This window comes from Rhodospirillaceae bacterium (assembly GCA_040219235.1).
In the GTDB taxonomy this organism is placed as follows: domain Bacteria; phylum Pseudomonadota; class Alphaproteobacteria; order Rhodospirillales; family Rhodospirillaceae; genus WLXB01.
Map to the genome: position 1 here is coordinate 25,750 of JAVJSV010000012.1, position 14,882 is coordinate 40,631.

The following is a 14,882-nucleotide window of genomic DNA, read 5'->3' on the forward strand; positions in this document are numbered from 1 at the left end:
AAGCCCAGCGGAGAAATTCTCAGCATGAGCTTGTTACCTCGTATTGTGGGTCACCGCGGCGCGCCACGACTGGCACCAGAAAATACTCTGGCGTCTTTCAGGGCCGCCGCGGACTCTGGTGCCAAAGCCATAGAGTTTGATGTCGCCTTGACGTTTGATTCACGACCGGTAGTTATTCATGATGCGAGCCTGGAACGTACAACGGATGGCGATGGCTTGCTGTCTGAAACAACACTTGAAGCTTTAAGTGGATTAGACGCTGGGAGTTGGTTTGATCCAGCTTTTGCCGGAGAGGTTGTTCCAACGCTCGAGGAAACAATTGATCTCTTAAATACACTTGATCTTGACGCAGATATTGAGCTTAAGCCTGATCCAGGCCGAGAAGTGAAAACAGCCCAGGAAACTATACGGTTGGCACGGGCATGCTGGCCCGAACATAAGAGCCCTCCCGTTATCACAAGCTTCTCTAGAGTAGCCTTAGCTGCCGCTAAAGAGGAAAGTCCTGATTGGCCACGCGGCTTGTGTTTTGATCTATTGCCAGACGACTGGCGTGAGGCTGCAACCTCTTTAGATATCTCTCTCGTCTGCCCTAATGCGGATCGATTAACTGCAGAGCAAGCAGCCATATTAGTGGCCTCAGGCATAGAGATCATGGCATGGACAGTAAACGATATTGATGCCGCACAAAGAATACTGCAATGGGGAGTCAGTAGTCTCTGTACGGATATACCGCAAGAGTTGAGAACCGCTTTGGCACAACGCAATTTGGTTTAGAGACAATAAACCCCTATATTTCAAACGTAAAAGCGTCATGGGATTGCTGCCTGTAAGCAAACCCTAGGAAGGGATACCGCGTGAAAGTACTTAACCCGCTGATGGTTTCAGGAAGTGAAGTTTTGCCGTTGATAGAAGGCGGCAAGGGCGTAGCTGTATCTACGGGCAAAAGCTCAGGTGCATGGGCGGCAGCCGGTGGCATAGGAACTTTTTCCGGCGTAAATGCGGACTCCTTTAAGGATGACGGCAGCCTAGTCCCGCAAATTTATCATGGTCGAACACGCAAAGAACGCCATGAGGAACTCGTAAAATATGCAATTGACGGTGGCGTAGCCCAGGCCCAAATCGCTCATGAAATGCGCGGCAAACAAGGGAGGCTACATGTCAACATATTATGGGAGATGGGCGGCGCTGAGCGCGTTCTGCGTGGCATCATGGAACAATGCAAAGGCATGGTTCATGGGGTCACATGCGGTGCGGGTATGCCATATCGATTGGCGGAAATCGCCACGGAATACGGTATTTACTATTATCCAATTATTTCCTCAGCACGGGCTTTCAGGGCCCTTTGGAAAAGAGCGTACAACAAGCACGAAGAATTTCTAGGCGGGGTTGTGTATGAGGACCCATGGCTTGCAGGCGGCCACAATGGCCTTTCCAATTCTGAAGACCCTAAATCACCTGAAGACCCATACCCTCGTGTTGTTGCTCTACGCAAGGTGATGAATGAGGCTGGGCTGCAGCATGTACCAATCGTTATGGCTGGTGGCGTATGGTGGCTGAATGAATGGGAAGACTGGCTGGACAATCCAGATGTCGGCCCAATTTGTTTCCAGTTTGGAACCCGCCCATTACTTACAAAAGAAAGTCAGATTTCTGATGAGTGGAAGAAACGGCTCCTTGATTTAAACCCAGGAGACGTCTTACTTCATAAATTCAGTCCGACAGGATTTTACTCTTCAGCCGTCAAAAACGACTTTATCAGTGAGTTGGTCAGTCGCTCTGAGCACCAAATCGCATTTTCCCCAGAACACATCGGTGCTCATGATACAGCCTTAGGTGTCGGTGCCCGAAAGAGAGAAGTTTTTGTGACTGAAGAAGACAAAGCACGGGCAGAAGCGTGGCTGGCAGAGGGTCGAACAGAAGCCTTAAAAACGCCCGACTCAACCTTGATTTTTGTAACTCCTGAAAAAGCAGAAGAAATTCGAGCTGATCAGATTGCTTGTATGGGCTGTCTCTCAGCCTGCCAGTTTTCTAACTGGGCTGAGAATGAAAAAGGATCTACGGGCCGCAAGGCTGACCCACGATCTTTTTGTATCCAGAAAACACTCCAGAATATTGTTCACGATGGCGCGGTAGAAGAAGAGTTGATGTTTGCAGGTCATAACGCCTATCGTTTCGCTCAGGACCCTTGGTACAAAAATGGATTCATACCTTCAGTTCAACAACTTGTTGAGCGCATTACCACAGGCTGGTAGCTTGTTTTAATTCACTTAATCTTGCGTGTTGGACTGAATTTTTTCATTCTCTCGCGCCAAGATCGCGTAAAACACCGTCGACCAGTACTTACCACCTGCTCGGTAATGCTCGCGGAATAAGCCTTCTCGCGCCATACCCAATTTTTGCATGACACGAATACTGGCCTTGTTTTGAGGCGCGCATTGCGCACTAATACGGTGAAGATTTAAAGTGTTGAATCCAGCTTTGACCAGCGCCCGCGCTAGCTCCGTTGCGTAGCCTTTTTGCCAAAATGCAGGAGCTATCCCGAACCCGATTTCACCTTGGCCGTGACCAGGAGGAATCACCTTCAGCACAGCTTCTCCAACCAAGTCGCCCGATTTTGTGTCTGTGACTGCAAGATAATAATTTAAACGTGGCCGTAAATTTTGTTCGCGGACCGTCCAAGCAATCAAGGCTTTAACACGGTCTTCGCTAGGTGCCTCACCAGCTTGATATTTCCAGTATGCTGGATCTTTCACGTAGGCATAGACAGATGACCAGTCTTCATCAACATAATCACGGATTGTCAGCCTGCGTGTTGTAAGCGGCAGTGTAAGATCCAAAATTTGATCGGCCGTCATGTTCATACAGATAGACTAAGTCGCTTCAAGCTATTCAAGCAATATCCAACATCTAAAAGAGGATAACAGGAAAGCGTATTACCGTGTGAGGTACTGGGCAATGAAATCGTCAATGTCTTTGCGCGACAACCCCTTGGCTTCCAACTCAGACCTAATTGCTCGCAAATCAACATTGGCGTAGTTGTGAACACTGGCAGGTTTTTCTGCTTCACTCAGGTCTGTGATTCTGAAATCAAATTCAAAATCATTACTCTTAAAGACCTCATAACGAAGAACCTGATCAATTTCATTTCCGGGCGTGAAAGTTAAGATGCGTGGACGATGTTCGTAGAGTTTAGAAGGCTCCATATCTACACTCGCTGCCAGAATCAGTTCATCACCGCGTTGACATGTGCGCGCAGCGGCACCGTTGAGAATACAGCATCGAGAACCCGGTTCTCCGTAAATCACGTATGTAGTAAGTCGCGCTCCAGAGTTCTTATTCCAAACATCAACAAACTCAGTGGGATGTAAACCAGCTTCTGCGCAATGCTCAGGATCCAACGTGATGGAGCCATGGTAGTGCAAGTCAGCCCCAGTGACCCGGATACCATGAAGCTTGGCGCGCAACACTCTAACCACAACGAGAATCCTTCTTGAGGGCTTGAAACGCGGCGCACCATAAAGGTTTTCCCCACAAGAACAAGACTGGGCACATTAGACATCAAGCACCTGAGAGCAAGCAGCAGTTAGGCGAAGCCCAATATTAGCAAGATATCTGACAAGCATACTACGCTTTAAAAGCAATCATGCATTCCAAGGAAACTCTTGTTTATTTGGATACAGGAACTTAGATTTGAGAAAATGGAACATAAGATGAACAATCGAGCAATTCAGCAACGAGCACGCTCGGTTCAGCTTGTGGATTCAACTGCCATAACAGCCGGTGTGACCCGTGGGGTATGTCGTTGGTTGGCTGATTTAGGTTATGCAGCTTTGACAGAGTTTAAGCTTGGCAATGGCCGTCGCGCTGATGTCGTCGGCTTATCTGCTACGGGTACTTTGGTGATGATTGAAGTTAAGAGCACTGTTGCTGACTTCCGGGCCGATGATAAATGGCTCGACTATGTTCCTTATTGTGACGGATTCTCGTTCGCTGTGCCTGAACACTTTCCGATAAAAATCTTACCTGAGAGTTGTGGTGTACTCGTAGCAGACCGACATGGTGCAACCGTAATAAGACCGGCTATTCAGCATCGCCTTCATCCTGCACGGCGCAAGGCTTTAACGTTGAGGTTTGCCCACGGTGCTGGTCAGCGGCTTATGACGATGGCAGATCACCGCATATAAAAACTTCAAAATAATTAGCCACACCGAATGTTGAGGATACGGTTGGATCGATCAACATCTATGTTGAGGCGCGATGGCACATTATCCATGGTGGCCGCAGCACCAGGGGGCAGCACGCGATAAGGCGCTGACAGGCTTTCTTCGCGAAGATATTGGCCCTGACTTGGAGGTTGAGCTCCAAAAGGCACAAACGTCATTCCGGCGGCAGGAACAAGAACGTGTCCGCGACAGGCAACCAAAGATTCAGGACGTATGGACGAAACTGGAGAAACTGGAGCACTAACATTACCGGGCGCGGACGCGTTCGCCATTTCAGGTTCAAAATCTGGGAAAAATTCACCCATTGCGGTGCACCCAGCTAGAAGTATTGCAAGCAGGGCCAAAGTGGAAATGCGACGCATATCTATCTCTCCTGTAAGGCTGCAATTGTCGCTGTTGTTGAGACAGAGTCAACCAACTCAGCACGAACAACACGCCCGCCGTAAGACTCAACATCCTTAGCCCCGACGATATCTTGTTTGACGTAATCAGCCCCTTTGATCAAGACATCTGGACGAATTGCTTGAATAAGACCCAAAGGCGTGTCTTCCCCAAAAACGACAACCAAATCTACATTCTCCATGGAAGCCAGAACAGTAGCTCGGGCAGCTTCATTTTGAACAGGGCGTCTTGGTCCCTTAAGACGAGCCACTGAGGCATCTGAGTTCAACCCAACAATCAACTTGTCACAATTGCTTTTGGCTTGGGCCAGTAACGACACATGCCCAGGATGTAAAAGGTCAAAACAGCCATTTGTAAATCCGACTGTCTTGCCTTCCGCACGCCACATAGATGCATGCGTTTCTGCTGTTACCGTATCTGTGACCTTCGCCTCCGCAACCGTCAAATCACGCCGAAGGAGTGCGGATGCAATTTCACTCGTTTGAACAACAGCGGTGCCCCGACGCATCACAACCAGTCCAGCGGCAGCATTGGCCAGACGAGATGCGTCTAACAGATTTACGCCAGCTGCAAGCGCAACCCCCAAAGTTGCGACCACGGTATCTCCCGCACCCGTCACATCAGCAACCTCATGGCTTTCAGCGTTAAGGTGGTCAATGTGTCCATTGTTTTGCACCAAAGTCATGCCATCAGCAGACCGCGTCACAAGAATCGCATCAACTCCGGATGAGTTCATCAAAGCCTTGGTTGCACTGATCAACGCTTCATCCGTTTCGACTGACTGACCTGAAACTATTGATAATTCGGTCTTATTGGGCGTGATCACGGTTGCGCCGCGGTAACGTGTAAAGTCATTCCCCTTGGGATCGACGACAATTAGCTTACCCTCAGAGCGCGCGAGGGTAATAATACGCTTGGCAAACGAGTCTGTCACAACCCCTTTGCCATAATCTGACAAAAGGACCGTGTCCGCTTGGGCGACTTCTCGTTTGAGCGCGTTCATTAAATCGTCCTCATCTGCATCCGTTATCGGGTCTGTTTGCTCGCGATCGGCACGGAGGAGATGATGGCCGTTGCTTGAAAAAAAACGGTTCTTTATCGTTGTCTCACGATCAGAATTAACCCTTAAAAAAGGCTCTATCAAAGCCATTTCACTCAGCAGACCTGTCACCTCCCGGCCCGCACGGTCAGATCCAATTACAGAGAAAAAAGCCACAGATGCGCCGAGCGCAACTGCATTGCGAGCAACATTGCCCGCACCACCTAGTTGGGAAAATTCATTTGTAATTCGAACAACGGGTACAGGAGCCTCCGGTGAAATGCGTCTAACTTCACCGTAGATAAACCGGTCAACCATGACATCGCCAATACACACCACTCGCCGCCCCTTAAACTGAGCGAGGTGGTTAGAAAGATCAGCTGCATTGGTCATAACCAGTCCTGAGCCTAAGCCGCCAAGAGGGTTCTAAAATAATGAACCGTCTTTTCGAGGCCCGCCTCAAGAGGAACAGTTGGCTGCCAGCCCAACACCTTTTGCGCCAATGTTATGTCCGGACGTCGACGCACAGGATCATCTTGAGGCAGGGGTTTATGGATAATTTTTGATCCCGATCTTGTGAGTTGAATAACCAATTCGGCAAGCTCGAGAATTGTCGCCTCAACCGGGTTTCCAAGATTCACGGGGCCTGTAAAATCATCCGGTGATCCCATCAACTTAACAAGAGCTTCTACTAGGTCATCAACATAACAAAATGACCGGGTCTGGTTGCCATCGCCATAGATCGTGATGTCATCACCTTGGAGGGCTTGCACAATGAAATTTGAAACGACCCGGCCATCATCAGGCAACATCCGAGGCCCATAGGTATTGAAGATTCTACCAACCTTGATGCGTAATGCGTGCTGGCGATGATAGTCAAAAAAGAGGGTCTCAGCGCAGCGCTTACCTTCGTCATAACAAGCACGCGGCCCGATTGGATTGACGTTGCCGTTATATCCCTCAGTTTGAGGATGAATATCAGGATCACCATATACTTCACTGGTAGACGCCTGAAGGATTTTTGCTCGGGTGCGCTTAGCAAGCCCCAGTAAATTTATAGCGCCGTGAACGCTGGTTTTTGTGGTTTGTACCGGGTCAAATTGATAGTGAACCGGAGACGCTGGGCAAGCCAGGTTGTAAATCTCATCCGTCTCAATATATAAGGGAAAAGTAACGTCGTGCCGCATCAACTCAAATCCGGACTGACGAAGTAAAGGCGCAACATTATGACGACGCCCAGTAAAGTAATTATCAACACAAAGAATTTCATGGTCTTTGGCCATCAGCCGTTCACAAAGGTGTGAACCAATAAAGCCTGCGCCACCTGTTACGAGAATGCGTTTCATAGGGTCCCCCTGCCCACGCCAGTATTGCACGGCAAGATGCGCGCCCTGAAGTTCAAACTATTGTATTCCTTAACCTTTTCCAAATCGTTACCATGATATCGACTAAGGATGGTATTGCTCTTTGAGGATATCTCCTGAGACGTTTATAAGAATGATTAATTGAGTTTTATCCGGGTCTTTCCCGGCAAAAAATGAGGATCAACGGCGCCTTTCCGCCTAGCAAATCATATGCCGTCAACTACCGCATATCAGGAAAATTTACTCTGCGACACGCTGGATCGGATGCGCCGTAATCCAGAAGGCCGCAAAGTTGTACACTTGCATATCTCAAAGCTGCTACCTGCAAACCGCACAGCCGTTAAAACCAAAATTATCTCACGCATGTTCGGAAATTTGGAAAGCGGTATGCATGTGCAATTGTTTCCAATGGTCAATCAGGATTTAGTTGTTACCGTAAACGCGGGAGCACAGCGGGATGTGAATGCAATCTGCAATCGCATACAAAACTTGTTTGACGATGATCCGATTACGTTTACTGAAGACGCTGAGGGCAACGATCAATTTGTCGTTTGGTATGACTTAGCCGTCGATTCAGCGATGGCCGTTCAAATGGCCAAAGGCTTGCGCGCAACGGCTGACACTTTATTAAGACAGCCACCAGCTGCGCAGGGTCGGCCTGCAATGACACCCGTTCAGCTGGACCATGTTCAAAAACAGTTGGCAACCACCAATATTATTCCATTTATAAAAGACCAAGTTGCGATGCGAGTGCATCCTGGGTCGGCAAATGCGGAGATAGAGTTTTTTGAATTCTTTCTCTCTGTTGGTGATGTCCAGCAAGCTATCGCCCCGAACATTGATATCTTTGCGGACCGCTGGCTTTTTCAAGATCTTAGCCGAACGATGGACTTGCGTATGCTGGAAACCGTTGTTCGGGCCCCACACGCGCGTGAATGCAAAACCATCAGTCTGAATCTAAATCTGGAAACCGTTGCAACGCCGGCTTTTGCTACGTTCCTGGAACGGGCACCAGAGGGCCAAAAGTTGATTATCGAAGTGCAAGCGATTGACGTCTTGTCCAGCATCCGCACTTATTTTGATGTTTGCGATGTGGTAGCAGGCTTAGGCCATGCCATACTGATTGACGGACTTAATCCGACCATTCTCCAGATGCTGGATGTAGGCCAACTGAAGCCAAACTACGCGAAAATTATGTGGGCAAATGAATTTTTAGACCTCATGAATCCCGACAGCAGCAGATCTGCTACATCAATGATTAACGAAGTCGGACCTGAAAAAATAATCTTGGCGCGATGTGATTCTCAAGATGCAATGGGCTGGGGCCTTAAATCCGGTATTCGTGTTTTTCAAGGACACTTCTTGGACTCATTTGGCAAGCCAAAACGCCGCAAAAGAGCTAACCGGGCTGGGGTAAGGTAGAGACAGATATGTCTGAGACAACACCAAAACCAGTCGCTGTCCCTGCTCTGCACCCTCTCGGCGAAAGTCACGAAGGTAAACTTCTAGAAAACCTGAGAGGGCTTGATAAAAGTGCTCAAAACCGAGGCGTCGTAAGAGTTCACCTCTCTCGTCTACAAGAACAGAACCGACAAGAAGACGACCTTCTAAGTGCAGAGACGTCTTTTGAAGACCTGACGCGCACACGTTCAGCTTGGTTATACCGACTTCGCAATACTGACTTGATATTGATTTTTGAAAAGTCTGAAGCACCTGCAGTCGAGAATGCTGTGCTTAAGTTACTCAAGCTTTGGGGTGACGATGACTTAATGAAGCGCTTTAAGACTGACCCGCGCAAAAACCGCCTGACCAGCTGGTTCGATATGTCTTCGGACTATGACAAGTTACTCGCCTTTGCTGAACGTCAAGCTGCATCCCGTGGAGGGGTTAAGAAAAAAACGTTAAATGAACTCATTTCTGAGAAAGAAGCCCTGCGGCAGAAATCAGAACGGGGCCAGCCACTAACACCATCAGAACTGGCACGCATAGAAACAGCGCTGGCCCAAGTTGATCTCTCAAGTCATACCCGGCGCCAGCCGGTATGTGCTTTTGTCGATAACGAACAACCCGAGATCGTGTTTACAGAAGTCTTTGTGTCAATCGGTGACCTTCGTGAAACACTCATGCCAAACACCGACTTAACAGCGAACCAGTGGTTGTTTCAGCGATTGACGCAAACTTTAGACAAAAGGGTTTTAGCGCAAATGTCGCGTAGAGATGATCGCACTCTTATGCGCGAAGGCTTCAGCATCAACTTAAACGTTGGGACTATTCTCTCAGAAGAGTTCTTGGCTTTTGATGCAGATATAAACCCAACAACTCACGAGACCGTTCTAGAGCTGAGAATTGAAGATATTTTTGCCGACCCAGGAGCATTTATTTTTGCCAGAGATTTCCTAACTGAGCGAGGCTATCACATTTGCGCTGACGGATTAACACTCGATACCTTTCCATATGCTGATCCCGTGCGGATGGGTATTACTTATGGAAAATTGAGTTGGTCGAGTGAGATGGCTGGCATGATTGGCACCAAACGTGGTGAAGATCTCAAGACTATGATTATGCTGCGTAAGCGTGGGCGTACTATTTTGGCACGGTGTGACTCAGAAGCCGCCATACGCATCGGGAGACAATTGGGTATTACCTTATTCCAAGGCCGATACGTCGATAGCCTGGTGAGAGACAGATATTAGGGTGACTTTGAAGCTGATGTCGCTTCCCCGTTGCCCATAACTTCGATTTTCGGTTAAGTTGGAATAACACAAGGCCACCCATGATAGACACGATAAAAGTGCGCAGTCATGGCCACAATATTGACTCACTTTTTGCTCAGATTATTTACATTGGATATCTAGAATGAGGTGAGGAACTTTAACGACAGCATGTTCCCTATGCTTTATTCGCTATATTCAAAAACTTCCAGTCTGAACTCACAGCCGAAAGGCCCATCATGTCAGTCCTAAAACAAGCGTTTCAAAGGCTAAGCACAGCGGTAGCGTCCCTATTACTTATATTTGCGTTACCAGCTGCGGCGGATGATGTGATGGATGCCCGTCATGTAATTGATACAGCAAAGATTTCTGTGGAACGCGTTCGTACTGAGCACCGACCATCAGAGCAACTCGATTCATTATTAAAACGAGCACGTGGGGTTTTGGTTATTCCATCCTATTACAAGGCTGGGTTTATTCTGGGAGGAAGCTATGGTGACGGAGTCCTCCTAAGGAAACTTGAAGATGGGTCATTTAGCGACCCCGCATTCTATCGAATGACATCTGGATCCATTGGACTTCAATTCGGAATGCAATCTGCAGAAATCATGTTTTTAATTCTCACGGAAGATGGCATGCAAGCTGTTCTTGATGATGAATTTAAAATCGGAGCTACCGTTGGCATAAGCGTTGGGGCGGTAGGCGCAGGTGCAGAAGCGGCGACAACAACAAATGTCGGAAACGATATAGTTGCATACTCAAAGAACGCTGGCCTTTTTGCCGGTGGGAGCTTTGAGGGAAGCATTATTAAACCGCGCAAAGACTGGAATGCTGCGGTTTATGGAGTTGATCAATCCAATCCAAAAGGCATTGTGAGCCGCGGACAGCTTATGTACGCAGATGGGCTTAAACAAACCCTTGTGACAGAGATTTACGCCCAAGAGCCGCAGGTCAATTGATCATCACTGAGAAAGTGGCAAACAAAGATAATTTAGGGGCTGGTATTGAGCAGATTGACTACGTTGTCGCACTGTTGGCCCGTGTTTTCCTTGTTATGGCAATTGCCTTTGGGACAGGGCTAATCACATGTTTATCGGCGCTTCCTACAGCTGTAGGTAAGCCCGAACTTATTGATCTCTATATTATGATTTGACGATTTGCCCTAAGCGGCTTAATCGGTGCCTTATTATGGTATGTGCCCCTTGTCTGGCGTATCCGATTAAAGTCGACATCAGTGTGGAGCAAGGGCATAAAGTTTGCACTTTCAGCGGTGTCAATTCTGGGGGCTTTAACCGTCCTCATTGTTTTGGTCCGCCTAGTTGGAAATGGCAATGAACTGCTAAGTGCCGTAGCCCGTCGGTTTGGCACAACCGGCTAGCATTGAATCACATAGCTGGTAACGACTGCTCCTGAATAGATTCAAAGGTGGTGGGTGCAGGGTCAATCGTTTCCGCTCCGTTGCGCGTGATCTCAAGGATAGCAAACCCTCGCTCAGATAAGCCAGTGGGAAGTAGACGAAACACTCCATCTACGCCTGAGAAACCGCTGGGAGACGCAAGCGCTTCTGATGAAAACGGTCTTTCAAGATCAGAACGGCCAAGAACTGCTGCCAGTGCAACCGCATCATAGGCGTGTGTGGCGATCGCCGGTGGCAAAGCCCCATAAAGGGCTTGGTACTTCTGATAAAATGCCGCATTTGGCTCTGGAGCCGGAGCGGGATACCAACCACCGATCAATGCTGGCTCTCTTCCCAGACCTGGGCCATGCCAGACCATAGTTCCAAGCAATTGGATGCGCCCCGGATCAATATCGTAAAACGGTAAAAGTGCCGCTACTTCTGTGAGGCGGCCTCCCTGTGCTGGAACCAACAGCGCATCAAAAGGTACATCACCAATCGTATCGAGACGTTCTAGTCTTTGAAGTGCCACACGCGAGACAGTATCAGAGCGGCTTTCCAGAGCGGCGCGCTGAGCCAGCAATGCGTTATGACGCCGGTCATAGTCTGCAAAACCACGCACAACATCATTTAAGTTGTCTCCTGACGGATTGTAATAGGCTGTACGTGTCAGAGTGCCGCCGTATTGCATGAGAACTTGTGACGCCGCATCAACGACGGTTTCACCATATGGCGTACTGGGAGCCAGTACGGCAAAACGCTCGATACCTTGGGCGCGCGCAAAAGTGATGATCCGCCGCACCTGTTCATGTACGAGAAAGCCCATTACGAAAACACCAGGACGCGCGACCGTCGGATCTGTTGTAAACGGCACCATGTTAATCCCAGCCGCTTGAGCTTGCGGCATAACAGCCTTAGCTGACGCTGAAAATACGGGACCAAGAAGGACTTGCGCACCATGCGCAACAGCAAGAGCAGATGCATCAACTGCGCCATCGGGCGTTCCCTGCGTATCATATGGCTGTAAAACAAAACGATCATCTCCGACATCAAATAAAGCCATTTGAGCAGCATTTAGAAGTGCTTCGCCAACGTCCGAAGAAGGACCAGATAATGGTAATAACAATCCAATTCGAACCAAGCCGTAGGGGTCACGTAACGGAGCAGGAATTGCCTGGGATTCAGGCGCAAAACCAGGAATTAGCTGAGTTCTGCTTAAGATAGGCAAAGTCGGCGCAGGAGTTACTGGAACAGAGGCTGAAGCGAGAGGCTCAGCCGCCCCAGGATTTGCTTGCGGGAGCTGCCGTGGTACATCGGAACTCTCACATCCTGATAGCAGAATTCCGGCCAATACAAATAATGGCAAAACCCGTCGCATCACCATCTAAATCTCCTTCAAAGTCTGCCAATCCTTCTGAAAAGAGGCCTAGCAGAACATCGATAACAAATTGTGGCGACGGTAGCGCCCCCTTAACGGGAAGGCAACCAAACCTCGCCAATGGGTACTTTGCAACTCAGCCTCTCGACTGTGGCCTTTATGTGGTTTCCACACCCATCGGCAACCTGATGGATATTACGTTTCGAGCAATTGATGTTCTGGGGCAAGCCGATGTGATTGCCTGTGAAGATACAAGGGTTACCGGAAAACTGCTTAAACATTACGGCATATCAACGCGGATGATCGTATACAACGATCACAGCGGGCCAAAAACACGACCCCTTTTGCTAGCTGATCTAAAGGCAGGTAAACGCGTCGCCTTGGTTTCTGATGCCGGTACGCCTTTGATATCTGATCCCGGATATAAATTGGTTTCAGAATGCGCTGAAAACGGCATACGTATCATTCCAATACCGGGCGCGTCTGCAATGCTCGCAGGGCTTGTGACGTCAGGCTTGCCAACCGACAAGGTGTTATATGCTGGGTTTTTGCCATCGAAACAAAAAGCTCGGCAATCAAGCATAAAAGCGTTAGCTGGGATTAACGCAACGCTCGTCTTTTATGAAACAGGCCCACGATTGGCCGCAACACTTGCTGATTTAGCGGAACATCTTGGATCACGCGCCGCAACTGTGGCCCGTGAATTGACAAAGTTATTTGAAGAAATCACACGCGATGACCTCCCGGTTTTAGCCAAATCATATAATGCCAAACCAGATGTAAAGGGTGAGGTTATCATCCTAGTAGGTCCACCTTTGGATTTGGTTATTTTTGATACTGAAGACACTGAGGCCGCTATCCTTAATGCCCTTGAAACAATGAGCGTGCGCGATGCCGCAGCAGCTGTTGCTGACCTTACAGGGCAACCGAGACGCGTTATTTATGCGCAGGCATTGCAACTAAAAAATAAGTCTTCTAAAAAAATGTGAGCCTAAGAACAACGATGGCAGCTAAGCAATTCTCTAAAAGACGACGCGCCCAGGTTATCGGACAGTGGAGTGAATATGCCTGCAGATTGCTCTTAGCCGTCACTGGCTGGACGACACTGCATCACGGATATCGTGCGCACAGAGGCACCGGGGCGGGGGAAATTGATCTTATTGCTAAACGGCGCAGTACTTTAGCTTTCATAGAAGTCAAGGCGCGACAAACTTTAACTATAGGGTTGGAATCAGTAACTCCTGAACAACAACGCAGAATCATTAAAGGTGCAGATCGATTTTTGGCAAGCAACCCGCAATTTCACAACCTTGATGTCCGTTTTGACGTCATGATTGTAAGGCCCTGGCATCTGCCTAAGCATTTTTCTGATGTCTGGCGACCATAAATCTGATTGTCAAATGATTGACCCATGCCTCTGAATCACTAGTGTAGCGGCCATATAGATATAGCTGACAGTTTCCAACTGGCGCTAACATTTAGGAAATGGGCTTCACCAAATGGCGATAAAGTCACCTGCTGTGGAATCAAACAGAGAGCATCTGACAGACCTCTTTGTCCGCAGCGATGGCGTCATAGACTTGGCAGAAGCAGCCTTGCGGTTGGCAGCCTACGATAGCAGCACTGACATAGACTTAAGCTTTTACCGGGCTCACCTTGATAGCCTTTACGATGCATTAGGAACTGAAGCTGCTGCATGTGAATTGGATGATTCAAACACCTCGCCAAAAAAAATGGCGTCCGTTTTAAGAACGGTCTTACATTTGAATTTCCGTTATCGCGGTGATGGTGAGACTTATGATGATCTCGACAACGCAAATTTGATGCGTGTGATTGATCGTCGTTTAGGTTTGCCGGTTACAATCGGCATTCTATATATTTCAGCAGCTCGGTCGCTGGGTTGGAATGCCTGCGGGCTTAATTTTCCAGGGCATTTTCTAGTGCGGCTTGAAAGCCTGGATGGGAATAGGGGGATCATTGACCCTTTTCATGGCGGCATCATCTTGGACACACCCGCATTAAGAGATTTACTCAAAGTCGTAACAGGCCCCACTGAAGAATTAGACGCCAAACATTATCAACCGGTAAGCGACAGAGATATTCTTGTGCGCCTTCAGAATAATATAAAAACGCGGCGGCTCGACTTAGGCCAAATGGACGAAGCGCTGAAAACTTTGAAGTCAATGCAGGTGCTTTTGCCAGATAGCGCTGCATTATGCCGAGAGGCGGGTCTGCTGCAGCTTCGGCTGGGGCATCTTTCTGAAGCCCTGAGGGCTTTAGAAGACTACATGAAGAAAGCCCCACCCGGCCCTGAGCGCAATCGAATTGATACGGTTGTAAAAGATTTAAAACAACGTATTCAATAATCA

16 protein-coding genes are annotated in these 14,882 nt (G+C 48.5%); 10 read left to right on the forward strand and 6 right to left on the reverse strand.

Features of this window, described 5'->3' with window-relative positions:
• The first annotated feature begins 24 nt into the window (after positions 1-24).
• Both RIC29_10345 and RIC29_10350 read left to right on the forward strand, forming a co-directional pair.
• Positions 25-774, forward strand: coding sequence for a glycerophosphodiester phosphodiesterase family protein (locus RIC29_10345; GenBank protein MEQ8735312.1), 750 nt, complete (start codon positions 25-27; stop codon positions 772-774).
• 80 nt (positions 775-854) lie between these two features.
• Positions 855-2,252: a nitronate monooxygenase gene (locus RIC29_10350; GenBank protein MEQ8735313.1), complete on the forward strand. Its 1,398-nt coding sequence runs from the start codon at positions 855-857 to the stop codon at positions 2,250-2,252.
• Positions 2,253-2,267: 15 nt separating this feature from the next.
• Here the strand turns inward: RIC29_10350 and RIC29_10355 are convergent, their stop codons facing one another.
• Together RIC29_10355 and RIC29_10360 are read right to left on the reverse strand one after the other, a co-directional pair.
• Positions 2,268-2,861, reverse strand: coding sequence for a GNAT family protein (locus tag RIC29_10355; GenBank protein MEQ8735314.1), 594 nt, complete (start codon positions 2,859-2,861; stop codon positions 2,268-2,270).
• Positions 2,862-2,933: 72 nt separating this feature from the next.
• On the reverse strand, positions 2,934-3,476 hold the full coding sequence (locus tag RIC29_10360; protein ID MEQ8735315.1) for an aspartate 1-decarboxylase: 543 nt from the start codon (positions 3,474-3,476) through the stop codon (positions 2,934-2,936).
• A gap of 234 nt (positions 3,477-3,710) precedes the next feature.
• Here RIC29_10360 and RIC29_10365 point away from each other — a divergent pair, with 234 nt between their 5' ends.
• A complete protein-coding gene (locus RIC29_10365) occupies positions 3,711-4,184 on the forward strand; it encodes an MmcB family DNA repair protein (protein MEQ8735316.1) in 474 nt (157 codons plus the stop codon).
• A gap of 14 nt (positions 4,185-4,198) precedes the next feature.
• Here RIC29_10365 and RIC29_10370 read toward each other — a convergent pair whose 3' ends face one another.
• From RIC29_10370 to RIC29_10380, 3 genes are read right to left on the reverse strand one after another with little or no spacing between them, the layout of a single operon-like run.
• Positions 4,199-4,585: an I78 family peptidase inhibitor gene (locus RIC29_10370; protein ID MEQ8735317.1), complete on the reverse strand. Its 387-nt coding sequence runs from the start codon at positions 4,583-4,585 to the stop codon at positions 4,199-4,201.
• A 2-nt stretch (positions 4,586-4,587) separates the two neighbouring features.
• Positions 4,588-6,057: a D-glycero-beta-D-manno-heptose-7-phosphate kinase gene (gene rfaE1, locus RIC29_10375; GenBank protein MEQ8735318.1), complete on the reverse strand. Its 1,470-nt coding sequence runs from the start codon at positions 6,055-6,057 to the stop codon at positions 4,588-4,590.
• A gap of 14 nt (positions 6,058-6,071) precedes the next feature.
• Entirely contained in the window at positions 6,072-7,010 is a 939-nt protein-coding gene (locus tag RIC29_10380; GenBank protein ID MEQ8735319.1) for an SDR family oxidoreductase, read from the reverse strand.
• A gap of 228 nt (positions 7,011-7,238) precedes the next feature.
• Here RIC29_10380 and RIC29_10385 point away from each other — a divergent pair, with 228 nt between their 5' ends.
• The 4 genes from RIC29_10385 to RIC29_10400 all read left to right on the forward strand — a co-directional run bounded on the left by RIC29_10385 (position 7,239) and on the right by RIC29_10400 (position 10,892).
• The gene (locus RIC29_10385) at positions 7,239-8,450 is read left to right on the forward strand and encodes a hypothetical protein (GenBank protein ID MEQ8735320.1); all 1,212 of its coding nucleotides are present in this window, start codon (positions 7,239-7,241) and stop codon (positions 8,448-8,450) included.
• An 8-nt stretch (positions 8,451-8,458) separates the two neighbouring features.
• Entirely contained in the window at positions 8,459-9,721 is a 1,263-nt protein-coding gene (locus RIC29_10390; protein MEQ8735321.1) for a hypothetical protein, read from the forward strand.
• 257 nt (positions 9,722-9,978) lie between these two features.
• Positions 9,979-10,698: a lipid-binding SYLF domain-containing protein gene (locus RIC29_10395; protein MEQ8735322.1), complete on the forward strand. Its 720-nt coding sequence runs from the start codon at positions 9,979-9,981 to the stop codon at positions 10,696-10,698.
• On the forward strand, positions 10,695-10,892 hold the full coding sequence (locus tag RIC29_10400) for a hypothetical protein (GenBank protein ID MEQ8735323.1): 198 nt from the start codon (positions 10,695-10,697) through the stop codon (positions 10,890-10,892). The genes RIC29_10395 and RIC29_10400 overlap by 4 nt, the downstream gene beginning before the upstream one ends.
• A gap of 232 nt (positions 10,893-11,124) precedes the next feature.
• Here the strand turns inward: RIC29_10400 and RIC29_10405 are convergent, their stop codons facing one another.
• Positions 11,125-12,519 carry a penicillin-binding protein activator gene (locus RIC29_10405; protein ID MEQ8735324.1) on the reverse strand — a complete coding sequence of 465 codons (1,395 nt, stop codon included), beginning with the start codon at positions 12,517-12,519 and terminating at the stop codon, positions 11,125-11,127.
• A gap of 155 nt (positions 12,520-12,674) precedes the next feature.
• Here RIC29_10405 and rsmI point away from each other — a divergent pair, with 155 nt between their 5' ends.
• The 3 genes from rsmI to RIC29_10420 all read left to right on the forward strand — a co-directional run bounded on the left by rsmI (position 12,675) and on the right by RIC29_10420 (position 14,879).
• Entirely contained in the window at positions 12,675-13,502 is an 828-nt protein-coding gene (gene rsmI / locus RIC29_10410; protein ID MEQ8735325.1) for a 16S rRNA (cytidine(1402)-2'-O)-methyltransferase, read from the forward strand.
• Positions 13,503-13,516: 14 nt separating this feature from the next.
• A complete protein-coding gene (locus RIC29_10415) occupies positions 13,517-13,900 on the forward strand; it encodes a YraN family protein (GenBank protein MEQ8735326.1) in 384 nt (127 codons plus the stop codon).
• A 112-nt stretch (positions 13,901-14,012) separates the two neighbouring features.
• Entirely contained in the window at positions 14,013-14,879 is an 867-nt protein-coding gene (locus RIC29_10420) for a transglutaminase-like domain-containing protein (protein MEQ8735327.1), read from the forward strand.
• Positions 14,880-14,882 lie beyond the last annotated feature (3 nt).

What these genes read in the sequence shown, in the direction of transcription:
- RIC29_10345 (MEQ8735312.1), top strand. Translation starts at nt 25, where the DNA reads ATGAGCTTGTTACCTCGTATTGTGGGTCACCGCGGCGCGCCACGACTG.
- RIC29_10355 (MEQ8735314.1), bottom strand. Translation starts at nt 2,861, where the DNA reads ATGAACATGACGGCCGATCAAATTTTGGATCTTACACTGCCGCTTACA.
- RIC29_10365 (MEQ8735316.1), top strand. Translation starts at nt 3,711, where the DNA reads ATGAACAATCGAGCAATTCAGCAACGAGCACGCTCGGTTCAGCTTGTG.
- RIC29_10370 (MEQ8735317.1), bottom strand. Translation starts at nt 4,585, where the DNA reads ATGCGTCGCATTTCCACTTTGGCCCTGCTTGCAATACTTCTAGCTGGG.
- rfaE1 (MEQ8735318.1), bottom strand. Translation starts at nt 6,057, where the DNA reads ATGACCAATGCAGCTGATCTTTCTAACCACCTCGCTCAGTTTAAGGGG.
- RIC29_10380 (MEQ8735319.1), bottom strand. Translation starts at nt 7,010, where the DNA reads ATGAAACGCATTCTCGTAACAGGTGGCGCAGGCTTTATTGGTTCACAC.
- RIC29_10385 (MEQ8735320.1), top strand. Translation starts at nt 7,239, where the DNA reads ATGCCGTCAACTACCGCATATCAGGAAAATTTACTCTGCGACACGCTG.
- RIC29_10390 (MEQ8735321.1), top strand. Translation starts at nt 8,459, where the DNA reads ATGTCTGAGACAACACCAAAACCAGTCGCTGTCCCTGCTCTGCACCCT.
- RIC29_10395 (MEQ8735322.1), top strand. Translation starts at nt 9,979, where the DNA reads ATGTCAGTCCTAAAACAAGCGTTTCAAAGGCTAAGCACAGCGGTAGCG.
- RIC29_10405 (MEQ8735324.1), bottom strand. Translation starts at nt 12,519, where the DNA reads ATGGTGATGCGACGGGTTTTGCCATTATTTGTATTGGCCGGAATTCTG.
- RIC29_10415 (MEQ8735326.1), top strand. Translation starts at nt 13,517, where the DNA reads ATGGCAGCTAAGCAATTCTCTAAAAGACGACGCGCCCAGGTTATCGGA.
- RIC29_10420 (MEQ8735327.1), top strand. Translation starts at nt 14,013, where the DNA reads ATGGCGATAAAGTCACCTGCTGTGGAATCAAACAGAGAGCATCTGACA.